This window comes from Thiobacillus sp. SCN 63-57 (assembly GCF_001725555.1).
Lineage (GTDB): Bacteria > Pseudomonadota > Gammaproteobacteria > Burkholderiales > Thiobacillaceae > Thiobacillus.
On the sequence record NZ_MEGP01000010.1, the window covers coordinates 1 to 17738 of the forward strand.

Genomic DNA, 17738 nt, shown 5'->3' on the forward strand with positions numbered 1-17738 from the left:
CTAACTTGCAACGGACTGGTCGCGTCAACAACCCGAAAATTATGAACCCTGGCTCTGGTTGGGATTGGCAAGCGAGGGGGGGCAAAACTGGTCAGGTGCGGTCGATGCTTATGAAAAATCCCTGGCCCGGATGCCAGCCTCAGTTTCTATCACCCTTGCCTTGGTACGGAACCAGCTTCGCCTTAATCAGGCTGAAAAGGCTCTGGACGTGCTGCAGGCGGCCATCGAGCAGAACCGGGAAACTGCCGATCTGTGGTTCGCACAGGGCGTCACCGAACAGATATTGGGCCATGTCGATGCAAGCGAGAAGTCGTTCACTAGAGCAGTCGAACTTGATCCTGTCGATGCCAAATCCTGGGAGCGGTTGTTTGACAATGCCGCCAGTCGCCGCGATTTCCAAAGCGCACGCCAAGCCGCAGCCCATTTAACTGAAATAGGGCCGGAACGTCCGGATTACTGGTTGCGCCTTGCTCAGGCCTACTATTCCATTGGGCTTTCTAACCGCGCGCTGAGAGCAGCAGATCGCGCCGCACTGATCGCACCGGACAGTGGCGACACGCATGTCTGGCGTGGCACGGTACTCGTTCAACTACGTGCGTATGGACTCGCTATCGAAGCGCTCAAACGCGGCATTGCAGCTAACCCCAGCAGGCTCGACTGGGCCTGGGAACAACTTGCCACCGCGTATTACCAGCTGAACCTGTATCCCGAGGCGATCGCTGCTCAGCGCGAGGCAGTCAGGTTAGAGCCAAACCAGTTTTCTTATCAAGGAGAACTGGGGGTCATGCTGAAAGATGATGGGCAAGAGGCTGAAGCCCTCACCCTGTTCGAGGCACTCAGCGGAAAATATCCAAACGACCCGTTCCCATGGCGCCAGATCGGCTTTGTCCAGGCAAAATCAGGACACTACGCGGAGGCCATCAAAGCGCTCGAGCAATCATTACGTCTGGCACCCGATCAGGCCAAAGTATGGCAGGCCTTGGGCGAGACGTACGCGTACGCCGATCGGCCGGATGACGTACACCGTGTTTACCAGCGCCTACGCGGACTTGATGGTGTGCGTGCCGAGCAGTTCTACCGGGACTTTGTGTTTCCTATGGAGGCACAACCATGAACTCGGCCACCATCAGTTTTGTCTGTGCACTTCCTCTCCTTACCCTATGTGCTGTGTCACCCACATGGGCAGGAGAAGCCGAAAAGGTATTCGAACAGGCCCGGACAGCAGTGGTCACGATCGAAACACGCGACGAACACAACCAACCCGAGAATCAAGGGAGTGGTGTTGTCGTCGCACCTGAACAAGTTGCCACCAACTGTCATGTCGTAGATGAGGCCCGAGGCATCGAGGTGACCTGGCAAAGGAAGAAACTGAAAGCAAATCTCCAGCGCAGCGATTTGCCACGAGATGTTTGCCTACTGAGCGTGCCCGGCCTGTCGGCCAAACCGGCCACGCTGCGTAAGCGCGCGGACCTGAAGGTCGGGGAAACCGTTTATGCGGTGGGTAACCCTCTCGGCCTTGAGCTGACGGTCAGCTCCGGACTCGTTTCTGCCTTGCCACAAATGGAACACGACTCCCATCTCTACACCAGCGCACCCCTGTCGCCAGGCTCAAGTGGGGGCGGCCTGTTCGATGCCCAAGGCCGACTGGTCGGGCTGACCACCAGCATTTTCAGCTACGGACAGAATTTTAATATTGCCCTGCCCACTGATTGGCTGGAAGAGTTGGAGAAACGTGCTCAGGCAACCAGCTCCTCTGCCCCAGAGCCCGTTCCGGACCCCGATTGGCTCACCGAAGCCGGAAAGTTGTCCGGGCAAGGAAACTGGCCAGCGCTTAAGGAATGGACGGACCGCTGGCTGGCTGCCTACCCGACTTCCGCTCTGGCACTCATCAACCGTGGGGATGCCCTGAAAAACCAAGGGCAATTGAAGCAAGCGATGCTGGACTACCAGCGTGCGGCCAAGTTGGATCCTCACCTGGCCTCGGCAATAGGCAGCCAAGCCATAATTCTGACCCAACAAGGGCGATTCACCGAAGCTCGCGAATTCGCTCAGCGCGCCTTGTCCATGGTCTACCAGCAAGACCCGCGAGCATGGCTCGTGCTCGGTGACGTTGAAATCAACAGCGGTCAGATGGACGCTGCGCAAACGGCCTATGAAACTGCTGCTCGTCTAAATCCCGGCAATCCCGTAGCTTGGAAGATGGTCGGAATCGTCTGCACCAAGAGGAAAGATCTCGCCTGCGCGGAAAAGGCATATCGCAAAGGGTTGCGCCTGAATCCGGATGATGCCGATCTAAACAAGGCGCTGGCCGGATTGCAGCTGGAGCAAGGCAAAAGAACCGAGGCCGCAGAATTACTGGGCGCGCGCACCGCTTCCCGGCCTGATGACGCGGACACCTGGATCGCCTTGGGGGTGGCAGAGCAGAGGGGTGGACGTTTAGCCGAAGCGGACAAGGCTTGGCGCAAGGCGGTAGAGCTTAATCCCGAATCGGCTGAAGCCTGGGCCTATCAAGGCTGGTCGCAAGGCAAGCTGGGCAACCTCGATGCGGCAGAAGTCTGTTTGCGCAAGGCCATCAGACTGAATCCCCGTCTTATCATGGCCTGGTCTTCTCTCGCCACCGTTCAAATAAGCCTCAAGCACTACGCCGACGCTGAACAGAGTTTCAATAAACTGATCGAATTAAATCCCCAAGATGTGAATTTCTGGCTGGGCTTGGGCTCAGTCCGTTATCAGCAAGGCAGCTTTACCGGTGCGGCCTCTGCCTGGAGGCAAGCGACCGTGATCCAGCCGGACCAGATCGTGGCCTGGTCCGGCTTGGCGAGTGCCAGTGTCAATGCAGGCAAGCTGGACGATGCCAAGATTGCGGGGCAACGTGCTTACAACCTTGATCCTACCGATGTCAACGCCCTGCTTGTGTTGGCTACCGTTTATGGCAAACGTGGCGATTACGCCACGTCGCTGGAATACATGGAGCAAGCTATCGCCCTTCACCCCGGCATTCCAGAGAACTGGAGCAACAAGGGTTATTCCCTGCTCAAGCTTGGGCGTTACGATGAGGCGGTGAAAGCGTTTGAAACTGCAATCCGGCTGAAACCGGACTTCACCAACGCCTGGGTCAATCTGGGTGAAGCAAAAATGCGCCAGGGCCAATTGGGAGAGGCGATTCAAGCATTGGACCATGCTATCAAGTTAGCGCCTAATTCCCTCGACGCACGCCTGTATATGGCCGAAGCCTTCACACAGATGATGCAGCCCGGAAATGCCCGTAAGCACCTCGAGCAAGCAATCCGTATCGCCCCGCGGGATCCAATTATTTGGCGCAGATTGGCAGAAGCTGATCTGGCTCAAGGTGACAGGGAGGCCGCGCTTCAAGCTATCAACCAATTAGGAACACTCGACCCAATTGCGGCACGATCGCTTCGCCATAACATTGAAAGCAAACCCAAATCTGTTCACTCAAACTAACGAAGTCCATACAAAGCAGGCCACGTGTCGAGTTTGTTTTGACGAGGCGAACCTATTTAAATCGCCCGCACACATCCGACCGCTCAAAAGGCATAAGCGGACACCTTTGCCTGGGTCGGCGTAAGACCGCTTAGGCCGAACAAGAGACAGTCAACTACCCAAAATCATGCACTCCCCTGATGCCTACTACAGCGGGACAAATTGCCTGCGACCCAGCGCCCGCCACACTTCGCTCATGAAGCGGCGCTGGTTGAAATCCGACTTTTCCATGATCTGGGTGACGCGGCCGTTCAACGCATGCTGATCTTCCGCCGTCAGCAGCTTGGCAGTGAGGACGAGGATGGGGATCTTGGCTGTTTCGGGATGCGCGGCGAGCGCCTCCACCACTTCGAAGCCGCTTACCTCCGGCATCATCAGGTCGAGGATGATCAGGCTGGGCAAATGGGTTTTCGCCATCGAAATGCCTTCGGCCCCGCCAGACGCCTGCAGCACCTTGAAGGGGAAGGATCTCAGGTAGGCCATGGCGAGCTCGACTGCGTGCGGATCGTCGTCCACGACCAGGATGGTCCGCGGCTCGCCGGCTTCGTCGGTGCGCCCAAGCCCGAGCCGCTCCAGCGCGGCATCGAGGCCATCCTTCAACACGGGCTTTTGCAGCACCTCGGCGGCCCCCAGCGAGAAGCCCTTGCTGCAGTCGGCGACGATCGACATGATGACGACGGGGGTCTGCGCGAACTGGGGGTTCTGCTTGATCCGGGCGAGGAGCTCCCAGCCGTCCATGTCGGGCAGCAGGATATCGAGGCTGATCAGGTCAGGCCACGGCGACTCGTTCAGCATGGCGAGCGCGATCTGGGCCGAAGCCGCGCGCATGACCTCGCAGCCGTTGGCCTCCAGTTGCATGCGGATGAGATCGGCCGCCTGGTTGTTGTCCTCCACCACCAGCACCCGCGGTGCTTCCACCACCACCGGCGTGGTATCGGGCCGGACCAGGATGGCCTGCCTGTCCGCTTCGCCGGGCGTGTCGCGGTAAGGCAGCCATACCGTGAAGCGGCTGCCGCGGCCGGGCAGGCTGGCCACCCGCACGCCGCCGCCATGCAGCTCCGCCAGCTTGCGCACCAGCGCCAGGCCCAGCCCCGTTCCTTCGAAACGGCGGGACAGCGAGCTGTCGATCTGGACGAAAGGCTGAAACAGCCGCGCCATGTCGTCCGCCTCGATGCCGATGCCGCTGTCGGACACGTCGATCTGCAGGAAGGCATCGATGTTTTCGGGAAGCGGGGTGCGCACCTCGGGCAGGTCGCCCGCCCGCTGTAATGCCGCCTCGCGCGTCACCACGCCGGCATGCAGCGTGACCGCGCCGCCTTCCGGCGTGAATTTGACCGCATTGGAAAGCAGGTTGTAGACGATCTGCTTGAGCTTGCGCGGATCCAGCCAGCATGGCGCCATCTCTTCAGGCACTTCCAGCTTCAGGCTGATCCGGTGCGCCAGCGATTTCTCCTTGACGATGGAGAGGCTGCCGCCCAACAGGGGGATGGGATCGGTCTTCTCCAGTTCCAGGTGCATCTTGCCCGCCTCGACCTTGGATAGATCGAGCACGTCGTTGATGAGCGCGAGCAGATGCTGGCCGCTGTCGAAGATGTCGCACAGATACTCGTGCTGCTTGTCGTTCAGTTCGCCGACCAGGCCGTCGCGCAACACTTCCGAGAAGCCGATGATCGCGTTGAGCGGCGTGCGCAGTTCGTGACTCATGCTGGCCAGAAATTCGCTTTTGAAACGGGTCGATTCCTCGGCGGCCTGGTGCATCTGGATGAGCAGGCTTTCCTTTTCCTTGGCGGCGCTGATGTCGTCGATCATCCAGATCGCGCCGTCCGGATAAAGCTCGGGATCCAGCGGCTTGTGGACGACGTGTGCCCAGAACGGAACGGCCTGGCGCTTCAGCTGGATTTCGGTATCGAAGATCTCGCTTGGCGCACGTTCCTGCCCGGGGTCGCCCCATAGCGTCCCGCTTCCTGCCGGCTGCAGCAGCGAGCCGATCGGCGTGCCCGCCAGCGCGTCGGGCGAAACCGTGCCGAACAGGTCGGCCGTCTTGGGATTGGCGCGCACGATTCGGTTGTGGGTGGAAAAAACGACGCCCACCTGGATGTTGTCGAGGATGGTTTCCAGCTCCAGGGTGCGTTCGCGAACGCGCTTCTCGAGTTCCGCGTAGACCTGTACGTTCTCCAGCGCGACCGCCGTCGTGTCCGCGAGCGCCTGCAGCACCTTCACCTGTTCCGGGCTCGGTTGATGCCGTTCCGCCCAGTAGTTTCCGATGGCGCCCACCGGATCCAGGGTGCGGATCGGCACCATCGCCAGGCTTTTGACGAAGGTGGGGCGATAGGCATCGGCGGGAATGCGCGAATCGGCGTAGATGTCCTCGATCACTGCAGGCTGCCGGTTCAGCATGGCCCAGCCGCTGATGCAGACATCCATGGGAAAACGCTGCCCTTTCCACAGGGGGCTGATCGCATCCTCGTCGGCGTAAAAGCATTTGTCGCCGTCGCGCAGCACGAAGGTTGCGCCGTCGGCGCCGGTGAGTGCACGCGCCGCATGCTTGACGATGTCCATCACGGTAGCCAGATCGCGCGCCATCGACAGGCGTTGCACCACCTCGACCAGCTGTTCCATCGCATGGCCGTACCACAGGGCCCGCTCCCGGGCGTTTCCGGAGTCTGTCGATTCTGTCATGGCGAGGCTCGTGTTGGTGTGATCGGGAAGGTAGGTGCGCGCGCCACCGCTCAATCGGTGTGCGATTGATAGATGTCGTTGAATACGTCGGCACAGCGGATAAACGCGGCCAGCACGGCAGGATCGAAATGGCTGGGGTGAGTCCGCTCGTCGCCCTCCACGATCAGGCTGAAGGCCTGCTCGTGGGTAAACGCGGCCTTGTAGGGACGGACACTGCGCAGCGCGTCGTACACGTCGCAGATCGCCATGATCCGCGCTTCCAGCGGAATGGCGTCCCCCACGAGCCGACCCGGATAGCCGCTGCCATCCCATTTCTCATGATGATTCTGGGCAATGGCCGCACCCATGCGGGTGTAGGGCGAGGTGGTCTTCCCGCCGCCCAGGATCCTGGCGCCGAGTTCGGCATGGGACTTCATGCTCTCCCACTCCACCGGATCGAGGCGGCCCGGCTTGAGCAGGACCATATCCGGCACGCCGATTTTGCCGATGTCGTGCAGCGGACTCGCATGATAGATCGTCTCGACGAAGTCCTGCGGCATCCCCAGTTGTCCGGCCAGGTGCTTGCAGTAGTGGCTGATGCGGCGGATATGCGCACCGGTCTCCTCGTCGCGGAATTCCGCCGCGCGCAAAATGGTGTAGAGCGTGTCGAACTGGCTTTCGACGAGTTGCTCGGTGCGTTCCCTCACCTGCACTTCCAGCGTGTGGTTGTAATTGGCGAGAAAATCGCTGTATTCCTTGAGCCGCAGGAGGTTGCGAACGCGCACCCACAATTCCGCGCGGTCCACCGGCTTGGTGAGGAATTCCTCGACTCCGCTCTGCAGGGCGGCCAGCCTCGATTCGCGTCCCGACAGGGAGGTCACCATGATGATGGGGATGGCCCGGGTGGCATCGGCGGCCTTGAGTTCCGCCGCGACCTGAAAGCCGTCCATGCCCGGCATCATGGCATCGAGCAGGATGAGGTCCGGCTTCTCCGTCGTCGCCCACTGGAGGGCGGCTTCGCCGCTCTGCGCCTCGAACGTGAGATAGCCTTCGGATTTCAGCAGCAGCGAGAGATGGGCCCGGTTCTTGGCGTCGTCATCGACGATCAGGATGGTTTTTTGTATGACGGCGGCGTCCATGTGTGCCTATTCCCCGTGCAGGTCTACGGTCGCGCCGGCAGGCAGTGCGGCGGCAATCGTTTCGAGAAACGTTCGGTAATTGAAGGGTTTGGCGATATAGCCGTCGCAGCCCGCCGCCCGGATCTTGTCCTCGTCGCCTTTCATGGCAAAGGCCGTGAGCGCAAAAACCTTGCTGTGCCGCAAGCCGGCATCGGCCTTGATCACTTGGGTGGCAGCGAGTCCGTCCATCCCGGGCAGCTGAATATCCATCAGGATGATGTCAGGCCGATGCATCCGCGCCAGCGCGATTCCGGCTTGTGCGTCGCTCGCCTGCAATACTGTGTATCCGGCGTTTTCCAACAGAAAGCTCGCCAGCTTCATGTTGTGGGGGTTGTCTTCGATGATCAGGACAGTTGCCACGGTACATTCCCTCAGCCTTCCGGTTCGGACTGTTCCCCCGCTTTGATTTTTTATTTTGATGTTCGTGTCGATGCGGCCGGCAAGGCCAGCGCACGCTTCGATTACAGCACAGCATAGGCCATTCACCGAGAATTAATGGTTATGCTCCGCCGTGCGACCCTGCCTCTTCATGTCATGTCTACCCCGAATTGCGCGGCCTTATTAAACAACGGGGTACGGCTGCCGGTCCAGCCGGCATATCTGCGCGGCGTCTGTACCAGCGCAGACCTCTCATGAAACAGCCTGGACATCGAGTTCACGAAACGCCGGGCCTGATCCCCGGCACGTCAGTCGGCTTACGGCCGCAGAGGATTGCCTATCCAACCCACCCAAAGCACGCGGCATGGAAAATGGCACGGACATGACAACACACTAATAACAAAAACAATGTGTTACATAAAAACCTACCCATTTCCTACCCATTTGGGTAATCCCGATAAAATCACTCAAGTATTGTCTAGACTGGAGAAGGTCTTCCTTATTCCCTGGAGACTGCCATGTCTACTCGCCCCCTCCATGACACCCCCATGCTCGACCAGCTTGAAAGCGGGCCGTGGCCCAGTTTCGTGACCGGTCTCAAACGCCTGGCCAAGGACAACGACATGATGGTTGACCTGCTCGGCCAACTGGAAACCTCCTACGAAGCCCGCAAGGGCTTCTGGAAGGGCGGCACGGTCGGCGTGTTCGGCTATGGTGGCGGCATCATTCCGCGCTTCACCGAACTGAAGGACGAATCCGGCAAGCCACTCTTCCCCGAGGCCGCCGAATTCCACACGCTGCGCGTGCAGCCGCCGGCCGGCATGCACTACACCTCCGACCTGCTGCGCAAGCTGTGCGACGTGTGGGTCGACAACGGCGGCTCGGGCTTGATCGCGTTCCACGGCCAATCCGGCGACATCATGTTCCAGGGCGTCAGCAGCGAGAACGTGCAGGCGGTGTTCAACGGCCTCAACGAAATCGGCTTCGACCTCGGCGGCGCCGGCCCGGCGCTGCGCACCTCGATGTCCTGCGTCGGTTCGGCGCGCTGCGAAATGTCGTGTTTCGACGAGGCGCGGGCGCTGCGCACCGTCATCAACAACAACATCGACGACATGCACCGTCCGTCGCTGCCCTACAAGTTCAAGTTCAAGTTCTCCGGCTGCCCGAACGACTGCGTCAACGCGATCCAGCGTTCGGACATGGCGACCATCGGCACCTGGCGCGACAACATTCGCATCAACGAGACGCTGGTGCAGGACTATTACAAGGTGCACGGCATGCACGACCTCTACAACGATGTAGTCGGCCGCTGCCCGACCAAGGCCATTACCGTGGTGCCGGCCGATCAAGTGCAGGCGGGCGAACATACCTCGGTGGCGCATCTTGGCGACGGCAACGCCCTGTGCATCGACAACAAGAACTGCGTGCGCTGCATGCACTGTCTCAACGTCATTCCCGGCGGTCTGCTGCCCGGCAAGGACAAGGGGGTGACCATCCTGGTGGGCGGCAAGGGCGTGCTGAAGATCGGCGCCACCATGGGCAGCGTGATCATTCCGTTCATGAAGCTGGAAACCGACGAGGACTTCGAGAAGCTGAACGAACTGGCGCGCAACATCCTCGACTTCTTCGCGGAGAATGCGCTCGACCACGAGCGCACCGGCGAAATGATCGAGCGGATCGGGCTCGCCAATTTCCTCGAAGGCATGGATATCCCGGTCGATCCCAACATGATCAAGGAGCCGCGTTCCAACCCCTACTTCCGTTCCGACGACTGGGACGAACAGGTGGCCAAATGGGTGGAATACAAGCAGAAAGCAGCCTGAGCGGGACCGATATGGCCGCATGACGTCGCCTGCGCTTGCGCGGGTTCCGGCGCGGGTAGTTGTCTGATGGGCCAGGCGGGCGTCACAGCCCGACAAGCTGGGCGTGCAGTCCTCGTTCCTCGAAGCGATGGAGCAGGCTGGATGCCCGGGTGGCGTCCGTATCGTAGACCACCATGATCATGTGTGTTTTTTCCGGGCGATGTCCCACCGAGATCACGCCCGCATCATGGCGGATGCCCTCTTCGAGGCGATGCAATGCCTCATCGTCGAGCGTTTCGTTGATATGCACAAGCACGTCATTCAGTCTTGCGTTCATCTTGCTCTCCTTATCGCAGACGGGAGAAAAACACGGCTACTTGCCGCGAACGAGCAGGACCGGCTTGCTCGCCACGCGCACGATCCCCTCGGCGACGCTCCCCAGGAACAGGTGGCTCAGACCGCGCCGGCCATGCGTCCCGACCACGATCAGATCGGCCGGCCAGGCGTCGGCTTCGCGCGCCAGGACATCGGGGATGCGATCGCCCAGCCGGTCCAGCTCGATCAGCCGGGTGTCGGCCTCGACGCCGGCCTCGGCTGCCGTGGAAGCCGCCTTGCCGAGCAGCGCACGCCCGCTGGCGGCCAGCACGTTCCAGAGTTCTGCCGTGTTCGGGAATTCAGACCAGTTGAGGTTGACTTCATCCACCACGTTGACAATGCGCAGGCGCGATCCCGCCGCTCTGGCAAATTGAATGGCCTCGTTCAGCGCCAGTTCGGAGGTCTGGCTGCCATCGATCGCCACCATAATGGACTTGTACATGATGCACCTCTCTCACGTGCGTGCGTCCGGGGAAAAAGCTGGGCGCCTCGCAGCCGTTAGCCCTCTTCACGACAGGCTGCAGACCGTGTGAATTCATCATAGTCCATTGATTTCCGTCCGACGCTGCCGGGCGGCAAGCGCGGGGCGGCGGACGCTGCGTTTACGAGTTGGCGCCCTCGCGCAATTCGTCCATGATCTCGTCCATGTCCTTTTCCCAGCGCTCCAGCACGGGCTTCAGGGCCGGATCCGGGAAAAACTGCTGCAGCGCCTGCGGATGGCTCGCCACCAGAATGGCCTGTTCGCCTTCCGCAAAAATCGTGATGTTCAGCGGCAGGAAGGGAATCAGTTCGGGATGGGCGGCCGTCACCTGCCGCACTTCATCCAGCTTGCCGAAATACACCACGCGGTACATGTCGCTCTTGAATTCGCGCCGGGCCAGGTTCTCGTTCACCTGCTGCAGGCGGGTGATCGTATAGCCGCGGGACGAAATGGCGCTTTGCAGCAGCGTCATTGCCTCGGGAAAGGGCGCGTTCACGCGCGCCATGATCAGGTCTTCCGCCAGGGCGGGCGAACCGAGGGCAAGCAGCGCCAGGACAGCGACGCCCATTTTCTGGATCAGCTTCTTCATAGCGTCGATTCCTCCATGATGGCGGTGTAGTTCTGCTTCATCTGTTCGCACAATTCATTCAACTCGGAATTGTTGAACAGCCGGCTCAGCACCTTGGGGTTGACCGACATTACCTGGACCTTGCCGTCGGGTTTTTCCAGGATGGTGATGCGGCAAGGCAGGAACATGCCGACACGCGGATCGATGGCCAGGGCCTGGTTGAGCAGGCTGATGTTGCAGAAATAGACGATGACCTGTTTCGGGTTTTCGTTTTCCGGCTTGGTCAGGCCATATTCCAGCGTCTGCACCCGTCCATAGAAGAAGTTGTGGGTGGTCACCGCCGTCTTGACGTTTTCCACGGTGGTTTTCAGGTCATAGGGCGAGTCGCGAACGATCACCGGAGTTTCCGCCTGCAATACCTGCGCTGAGCCTGCAAGCGGTTGCTTCTCGAAGCTGCGTACATAGCTGACGATATCGTCGATGTCCTTTTCCTTGAGTCCCTGCTTGAGGAAGGACACCATCGGCGTGCCTGCGCGCCCTTTCATCAGCGTGGCCTTGATCATGGCGTCGGGCGCTGCAGCCAGGAAGCCGGGGTTGTGCAGCGCGGGCGCCATGATGGGCAGATCGCGCGGCCGCGAGAAGGTCACCCCCGTGCCTTTTGCGCCTTCGCCATTGACGCCATGGCAGGCGACGCAGTATTTCTGGAACAGCTGCTTGCCGTGCGTCGGATTGCCCTGTACCGGCTTGTCCGAATAGGTGACGGCCGGTCCGTGGTTCCAGGAGCGCACGTAGCCGACGATGGCGTCGATTTCGTCTTCCTTCAGGCTGGAAAAGGTCGGCATGACCCGGCCCGGACGACCCAGGTGGATGGTCTTGCGCAGGTAGTCGTCGCTGATGCTGGCCTGGAACGAAGGCAGCGCCAGGGGAACACCGATGCCGCCCGTGCCTTTTTCGCCATGACAGGCGGCGCAGTTGCGCGCATACAGCTTGGCGCCGTTCAGATCCGCCTGGGCCTGTGAGCAGCCCAATCCGCCAAGCAGGATCAATGCAAATAGACGAAGCAGCATGAGCGTTTCTCTCCGTTCAATAAGAATACATGAATATCTTAATATTTATTCTAAACCTGTAAATCCCCAAAACAAACCGGTTTCGCGCGATTGATTGCCGGGGCATGCAAAAATATGCGCAGGCGGAGCCCGCCATCGCCCCGCCTGCCTATCTGCTATAGCCGTATCGATCGGTTTTGCAAAGCCGGGAAGCCATGCAAAACCGCGCCCAACCGACGCTACGATACTCCACGCATCCCTTTGAACGCACAACGATGAAAGAACTGATCAACTGGTTGCCCCCCGAACTGGCCTCGTTGCCGCGCTACGTCGTGGCTCTGGCAATCGGCCTCCTGATGGGCCTGGAGCGCGAGCGCAATCCGGCGGCCAAGGCCGGCCTGCGCACCTTTGCCCTGACGGCGCTGCTCGGCGTGCTGGCGGCGCATCTTGCAACGACCCTGGGCGAATTGTGGCTGATCGCGGTGGGGCTGTTCCTGGTCGGCGCGATGATGATCGCAGCTTATCTGCAATCGCCGCCCCAGGACGGCGACCCCGGGACGACGACCGTGGCGGCGCTGATGTTGTGCTACGGCCTCGGCGTGATGGTGTGGCACGAAGAGATCCAGCTGGCGGTCATGCTGGGCATCGTCGCGACCATGCTGCTGTATTTCAAGCCCGAACTGCGCGGCTGGAGCCAGCGCATGAGCCGCCACGACCTGCTGTCGGTCCTGCAGTTCGCTGTGCTGGCGCTGATCATCCTGCCGCTGGTGCCGAACCGGAATTACGGTCCCTACGGCGCGCTCAACCCCTATCAGATCTGGTGGATGGTGGTGCTGATCGCCGGCGTGGGCCTGGCGGGCTATGCGGCGCTGCGGCTGGTCGGCCAGGAACGGGGCGCGGTGATGCTGGGCCTGCTGGGCGGGCTGGTGTCGTCCACCGCGACGACCCTGGCCTTCAGCCGCCACGCCCGCACTAGCCGGGACATGATGCCGATCGCCGTGATCGTCATCGTGCTCGCCAACCTGGTGGTCGAGGTGCGGCTGGGCGTGCTGGCCGCAGTGCTGGCACCCGGCGTGCTGCCGCAACTGCTGCCGGTGCTGGTCGGCGGGCTGGCCATCGGCGGCCTCGGCGCAATCTACGGCGTGCGCCGGCTGCGGCCGCAGGGCGAAATGCCTGCACTGGCGATGGCCAACCCCACCGAACTGCGCACGGCACTGGGCTTCGGCCTGATGTATGCGATCGTGCTGCTGGCGGCGGCCTGGCTGTCGGACTGGCTGGGGACGCGCGGGCTGTATGCGGTGGCGCTGGTATCGGGGCTGACCGACGTGGATGCCATCACGCTGTCCAGCTTGCGCCTGTATGACCTGGACAAGCTGCCAGTTGCAGTCGTGGTCAACGTCGTCACGCTCGCCACGCTGGCCAACCTGGCCTTCAAGTCGCTGCTCACCCTGGTCATCGGCGGCTGGCAGATGGCACGTCACGCGGTGGCGGGCATGGGTGCGATCGGTCTGGGACTGGTGATCGCGTGGGCTATAATGCGCGGCTTTTCCGCATAATCCCGAGCACAATCATGGAAGCTGAAAGCCTCAATCAGATCGAAGCCAAACTCGCCGACCTGGGCGAGCGCACCACCCAACTCAGGGGGTTTCTTTGACTACGATCACAAGAAAGATCGCCTAGAAGAAGTCATCCGCCTGTCGGAGGCGCCGGACTTCTGGAATGACGCCGCCCGCGCCCAGGAACTCGGTCGTGAACGCAAGTCGCTGGAAGACGTGGTGCAGGTGCTCGACCGCGTGGCGTCGGGCCTGAAGGACGCCGCCGAACTGTTCGAGATGGCGCGCGAGGAAAACGACGACGACACGCTCGCTGCTGTGCAGTCCGACATCGCCGGCATCGAGAAGGACGTCTCCACGCTGGAATTCCGCCGCATGTTCAACAATCCGGCCGACCCCAGCAACTGCTTCGTCGACATCCAGGCCGGCGCCGGCGGCACCGAGGCCTGCGACTGGGCATCGATGCTGCTGCGGCAATACCTGAAATACGCCGAACGCAAGGGCTTCAAGGCCGAGCTGCTGGAAGAATCCGAAGGCGACGTCGCCGGCATCAAGTCCGCCAGCATCAAGATCGAAGGCGAATACGCCTACGGCACCCTGCGCACCGAAACCGGCGTCCACCGCCTGGTGCGCAAATCGCCGTTCGATTCGTCCGGCGGCCGCCACACCAGCTTCGCCAGCGTGTTCGTCTATCCGGAAGTCGACGATTCGATCGAGGTCGACATCAACCCCGCCGACCTGCGCATCGACACCTACCGCGCGTCTGGCGCCGGCGGTCAGCACATCAACAAGACCGATTCCGCGGTGCGTATCACCCACCTGCCCACCAACATCGTGGTGCAGTGCCAGAACGACCGCTCGCAGCACAAGAACCGCGCCGAGGCGATGTCGATGCTGAAGTCCAAGCTCTACGAAGCAGAACTGCGCAAGCGCCAGGCCGAGCAGGACAAGCTCGAGGCCGGCAAGTCGGACGTGGGCTGGGGCCACCAGATCCGCAGCTACGTGCTCGACAACTCGCGCATCAAGGATCTACGCACCAACGTCGAGGTCTCCGCCACGCAGAAAGTGCTCGACGGCGATCTGGACGTGTTCATCGAAGCGAGCCTGAAACAGGGCGTTTAAGCCCGCGCATTCCTGGGAGACGCCATGCGTACCGACACCCCCGTCACGCTGTTTCTCAAGGACTACGCCCCGCCCGCCTGGCTGATCGACTCGGTCGACCTGCACGTGGGCATTTTCGAGGGTCATGCCGAGATCAAAAGCCGTCTCGCCTGCCGGCGCAATCCGGCCGCTCAAGCGAGTCCGCTGGTGCTGAACGGCGAAGCGCTGGAGTTGACGAGCGTGACGCTGGATGGCGCCGTGCTCGACCCGGCACGGTACCTCCACGCCGAAGACCGGTTGACGATCGCTGCGCCGCTGCCCGATACGTTTCGGCTTGAAACCACGGTGCACATTCATCCGGACCAGAACACCCAGCTCTCCGGCCTTTACAAATCGAAAGACGGCTATTTCACCCAGTGCGAAGCCGAAGGCTTCCGCCGCATCACCTTCTTCCCGGACCGGCCGGACGTGATGGCGACATTCAGCTGCACGGTGGAAGCCGACCGCGCGCGCTTTCCGGTGCTGCTGTCGAACGGCAACCCGGTCGCCGCAGGCAACAGCGACGACGCGTCGCGCCACTGGGTGTGCTGGGAGGACCCCTTCCCCAAGCCGGCGTACCTGTTCGCGCTGGTCGCCGCCAGGCTCGACGTGCTGGAAGACACGTTCACCACCGCGTCGGGCCGCCCGGTCAGGCTCGAAATCTTTGTCGAACCCGGCAAGCTCGACCAGTGCGACCATGCGATGGCCGCGCTGAAAAAAGCCATGCACTGGGACGAAACGCGCTTCGGCCTGGAGTACGACCTCGACCGCTACATGATCGTGGCGGTCGGCGACTTCAACATGGGGGCCATGGAAAACAAGGGCCTCAACATCTTCAACACCAAGTACGTGCTGGCCCGCCCCGACACCGCCACCGATGCCGACTACCAGGGCATCGACCGCGTCGTCGCGCACGAGTACTTCCACAACTGGACCGGCAACCGCGTCACCTGCCGCGACTGGTTCCAGCTGTCGCTGAAGGAAGGCCTCACCGTGTTCCGCGACCAGGAATTCGGCGCCGACGTGCACTCGCGCCCCGTCACCCGCATCCAGGAAGTGCGTGGCCTGCGTGCCAGCCAGTTTCCCGAGGACGCCGGCCCGATGGCGCACCCGATCCGGCCCGCCTCCTACGCCGAGATCAACAACTTCTACACCGCCACTGTCTACAACAAGGGCGCGGAAGTCATCCGCATGATCCACACCCTGCTTGGAGAAGACGGCTTCCAGCGCGGCATGAAGTTGTATTTCGAACGCCACGACGGCCAGGCCGTCACCTGCGAGGATTTCGTCGCGGCGATGGCTGACGCGAGCCAAGTCGACCTCACGCAGTTCCGCCGCTGGTATGCGCGCGCCGGCACGCCGGTGCTGAAAGCGAGCGGCGTTTACGACGCGACGGCGCAGACCTACACGCTCACGCTGACACAGACCCTGGCGCCCACCGCCTACGAAAAACGGCTGCTCGATGCCGGCCAGGTCGTGGACGACGGCGCCCTGCACATTCCCGTCGCCGTCGGCCTCGTGCTGCCAGACGGCCGCGACGCCACGCTACAACTCGCCGGCGAAATCGGGACATCCACCACCCGCGTGCTGTCGTTGACCCAGCCCACGCAAACCTACGTCTTCGAGCGCGTGCCTGCCGCGCCGGTCGTGTCGCTGCTGCGCAATTTTTCCGCGCCGGTGCGGCTGGACTTCGAGCAGAGCGACTTTGAGCTCGCCCACCTGATGGCGCATGACGCCGACGCCTTCAACCGCTGGGAGGCCGGCCAGCGCCTCGCCACGCGCGTGCTGCTGGCGGGCATCGCACAAGGCGGAGCAGGCACGGACTGGATTCCGTCCACCTTCATCGACGCCTGCGCGCGTGTGCTGGGCGACGGCCTGGCGGGCGATGCCGCGCTGGCTGCCGAAGCGCTGGCGCTGCCGTCCGAAACCGTGCTCGCCGACACCGTCGCCGCCGCCGGCGGCGTGATCGACCCCGACGCGATCTTTGCCGCACGGCTTGCCCTGCGCCGCACGCTTGCCGCGGCCTTGCGCCCCCGGTTCGAAGCCGCCTGGCAGGCGCTCGCCCCCACTGGCGACTACGCGCCCGACGGTGCACAAGCCGGCCGCCGGAGCTTGCGCAACACCTGCCTGGCCTATCTGGCCGACGCCGCACCAGCGGACATCGCGCCGCGCCTCGTCGCGCAAATTCAAAGCGGCAGCAACATGACCGACGTCGCCGCCGCGCTGGCCACCCTCGCCCAGCTCGACGTACCCGAACGTGCGCCCGCGCTCACCGCCTTCTACGACCAATGGCACGACGAAGCCCTGGTCGTCGACAAATGGCTGTCCATCCAGGCCACCGCGCGCACCGCCGCCGCCGCCACCGTGCGCGAACTCATGCGCCACCCGGCGTTCGATCTCAAGAATCCCAACCGCGTCTACGCCCTCATCCGCGGCTTCTGCGGCGCCAACCCGCGCGCCTTCCACGCCGCCGACGGCGCAGGCTACGCGCTCGCCGCCGACGTCATCGCCGACCTGCAAGCCATGAACCCGCAGGTCGCCTCCCGCATCGCGCGCAGCTTCGACCGCTGGCGGCAGTTCGACGCCAGCCGACAGGCCCATGCACGCGCCGCGCTGGAGCGCATCGCGGCGGTCGAGGGGCTGGCGAAGGACGTAGCTGAAGTGGTGGGGAATGCGTTGAAGGCTTGATCGTCGGCCGAACAGGTGCTTGTTGGCTGAAGTTGTTGGGCTGCCGTCGCCCGTAGCGGTCAGTCAGAGAAGAAGTCGCTACGGCTGGTATTCGGCCGCTGCCGGCGGGTTCCGAGCCAACTCCGCCCGCTATGCGATCTTGAACAGCCACTGATCAGGACTCACGCCGGACGGCTGCTTTCCAATCCGGTGAACCCCCACTCTCGACCAGAAGGAGACCTTGGCCTGGATCTTCTGAATCGTGGCCATACTGAAAAACTGCGTTTGAGTCGCCAGCCCGAGTGTAGGTGGTCAGAAGGGGTCTATGTACCGCGCTGTTACACTTTCAGGATTTTATGGGACCGCCGTTAGGGTGGGTGAGTTACAT

The 17738-nt window shown here is 62.0% G+C and carries 13 protein-coding genes; 6 read left to right on the forward strand and 7 right to left on the reverse strand.

The window, feature by feature from the left end; all coding sequences use genetic code 11:
- The first annotated feature begins 58 nt into the window (after positions 1-58).
- Both ABT23_RS04550 and ABT23_RS04555 read left to right on the forward strand, forming a co-directional pair.
- Positions 59-1114, forward strand: coding sequence for a tetratricopeptide repeat protein (locus ABT23_RS04550; RefSeq protein WP_296631801.1), 1056 nt, complete (start codon positions 59-61; stop codon positions 1112-1114).
- On the forward strand, positions 1111-3465 hold the full coding sequence (locus tag ABT23_RS04555; RefSeq protein ID WP_296631804.1) for a serine protease: 2355 nt from the start codon (positions 1111-1113) through the stop codon (positions 3463-3465). Before ABT23_RS04550 ends, ABT23_RS04555 begins: the two co-directional genes overlap by 4 nt.
- A gap of 186 nt (positions 3466-3651) precedes the next feature.
- Here the strand turns inward: ABT23_RS04555 and ABT23_RS04560 are convergent, their stop codons facing one another.
- Genes ABT23_RS04560 through ABT23_RS04570 form a run of 3 tightly spaced genes read right to left on the reverse strand, consistent with a single transcriptional unit; the run spans position 3652 to position 7700 of the window.
- Complete coding sequence (locus ABT23_RS04560) at positions 3652-6183, reverse strand: response regulator (protein WP_296631806.1); 2532 nt, start codon at positions 6181-6183, stop codon at positions 3652-3654.
- 50 nt (positions 6184-6233) lie between these two features.
- The gene (locus ABT23_RS04565) at positions 6234-7301 is read right to left on the reverse strand and encodes an HD domain-containing phosphohydrolase (protein WP_296631809.1); all 1068 of its coding nucleotides are present in this window, start codon (positions 7299-7301) and stop codon (positions 6234-6236) included.
- A gap of 6 nt (positions 7302-7307) precedes the next feature.
- Complete coding sequence (locus ABT23_RS04570; RefSeq protein WP_296631812.1) at positions 7308-7700, reverse strand: response regulator; 393 nt, start codon at positions 7698-7700, stop codon at positions 7308-7310.
- A gap of 536 nt (positions 7701-8236) precedes the next feature.
- On the opposite strand from ABT23_RS04570, the gene dsrA reads away from it, so the two are divergent.
- Positions 8237-9541 carry a dissimilatory-type sulfite reductase subunit alpha gene (dsrA, locus tag ABT23_RS04575; protein WP_296631815.1) on the forward strand — a complete coding sequence of 435 codons (1305 nt, stop codon included), beginning with the start codon at positions 8237-8239 and terminating at the stop codon, positions 9539-9541.
- 82 nt (positions 9542-9623) lie between these two features.
- Here dsrA and ABT23_RS04580 read toward each other — a convergent pair whose 3' ends face one another.
- The 4 genes from ABT23_RS04580 to ABT23_RS04595 form a co-directional block, all read right to left on the reverse strand.
- Positions 9624-9857 carry a hypothetical protein gene (locus ABT23_RS04580; protein WP_296631818.1) on the reverse strand — a complete coding sequence of 78 codons (234 nt, stop codon included), beginning with the start codon at positions 9855-9857 and terminating at the stop codon, positions 9624-9626.
- Positions 9858-9893: 36 nt separating this feature from the next.
- On the reverse strand, positions 9894-10337 hold the full coding sequence (locus ABT23_RS04585; protein ID WP_296631820.1) for a universal stress protein: 444 nt from the start codon (positions 10335-10337) through the stop codon (positions 9894-9896).
- Positions 10338-10497: 160 nt separating this feature from the next.
- Positions 10498-10965: a DUF302 domain-containing protein gene (locus ABT23_RS04590; protein ID WP_296631823.1), complete on the reverse strand. Its 468-nt coding sequence runs from the start codon at positions 10963-10965 to the stop codon at positions 10498-10500.
- The gene (locus ABT23_RS04595) at positions 10962-12011 is read right to left on the reverse strand and encodes a c-type cytochrome (protein ID WP_296631826.1); all 1050 of its coding nucleotides are present in this window, start codon (positions 12009-12011) and stop codon (positions 10962-10964) included. Before ABT23_RS04595 ends, ABT23_RS04590 begins: the two co-directional genes overlap by 4 nt.
- Positions 12012-12265: 254 nt before the next feature.
- On the opposite strand from ABT23_RS04595, the gene ABT23_RS04600 reads away from it, so the two are divergent.
- The 3 genes from ABT23_RS04600 (at position 12266) to pepN (ending at position 17371) form a co-directional block, all read left to right on the forward strand.
- Positions 12266-13546, forward strand: a complete 1281-nt coding sequence (locus ABT23_RS04600; protein WP_296631829.1) for an MgtC/SapB family protein — start codon at positions 12266-12268, stop codon at positions 13544-13546.
- A gap of 14 nt (positions 13547-13560) precedes the next feature.
- A protein-coding gene (gene prfB / locus ABT23_RS04605) for a peptide chain release factor 2 (RefSeq protein ID WP_363928506.1) occupies positions 13561-14665 on the forward strand; the annotation gives its coding sequence in 2 pieces (ribosomal slippage) (positions 13561-13641 and positions 13643-14665; 1104 coding nt in all).
- 24 nt (positions 14666-14689) lie between these two features.
- A complete protein-coding gene (gene pepN / locus ABT23_RS04610) occupies positions 14690-17371 on the forward strand; it encodes an aminopeptidase N (protein ID WP_296631834.1) in 2682 nt (893 codons plus the stop codon).
- The last annotated feature ends 367 nt before the right edge of the window (positions 17372-17738 follow it).

Coding starts and splice junctions, on each gene's coding strand:
- ABT23_RS04565 (WP_296631809.1), bottom strand. CDS start 7,301: ATGGACGCCGCCGTCATACAAAAAACCATCCTGATCGTCGATGACGAC.
- ABT23_RS04595 (WP_296631826.1), bottom strand. CDS start 12,011: ATGCTGCTTCGTCTATTTGCATTGATCCTGCTTGGCGGATTGGGCTGC.
- ABT23_RS04600 (WP_296631829.1), top strand. CDS start 12,266: ATGAAAGAACTGATCAACTGGTTGCCCCCCGAACTGGCCTCGTTGCCG.
- ABT23_RS04555 (WP_296631804.1), top strand. CDS start 1,111: ATGAACTCGGCCACCATCAGTTTTGTCTGTGCACTTCCTCTCCTTACC.
- pepN (WP_296631834.1), top strand. CDS start 14,690: ATGCGTACCGACACCCCCGTCACGCTGTTTCTCAAGGACTACGCCCCG.
- ABT23_RS04585 (WP_296631820.1), bottom strand. CDS start 10,337: ATGTACAAGTCCATTATGGTGGCGATCGATGGCAGCCAGACCTCCGAA.
- dsrA (WP_296631815.1), top strand. CDS start 8,237: ATGTCTACTCGCCCCCTCCATGACACCCCCATGCTCGACCAGCTTGAA.
- ABT23_RS04560 (WP_296631806.1), bottom strand. CDS start 6,183: ATGACAGAATCGACAGACTCCGGAAACGCCCGGGAGCGGGCCCTGTGG.
- ABT23_RS04590 (WP_296631823.1), bottom strand. CDS start 10,965: ATGAAGAAGCTGATCCAGAAAATGGGCGTCGCTGTCCTGGCGCTGCTT.
- ABT23_RS04580 (WP_296631818.1), bottom strand. CDS start 9,857: ATGAACGCAAGACTGAATGACGTGCTTGTGCATATCAACGAAACGCTC.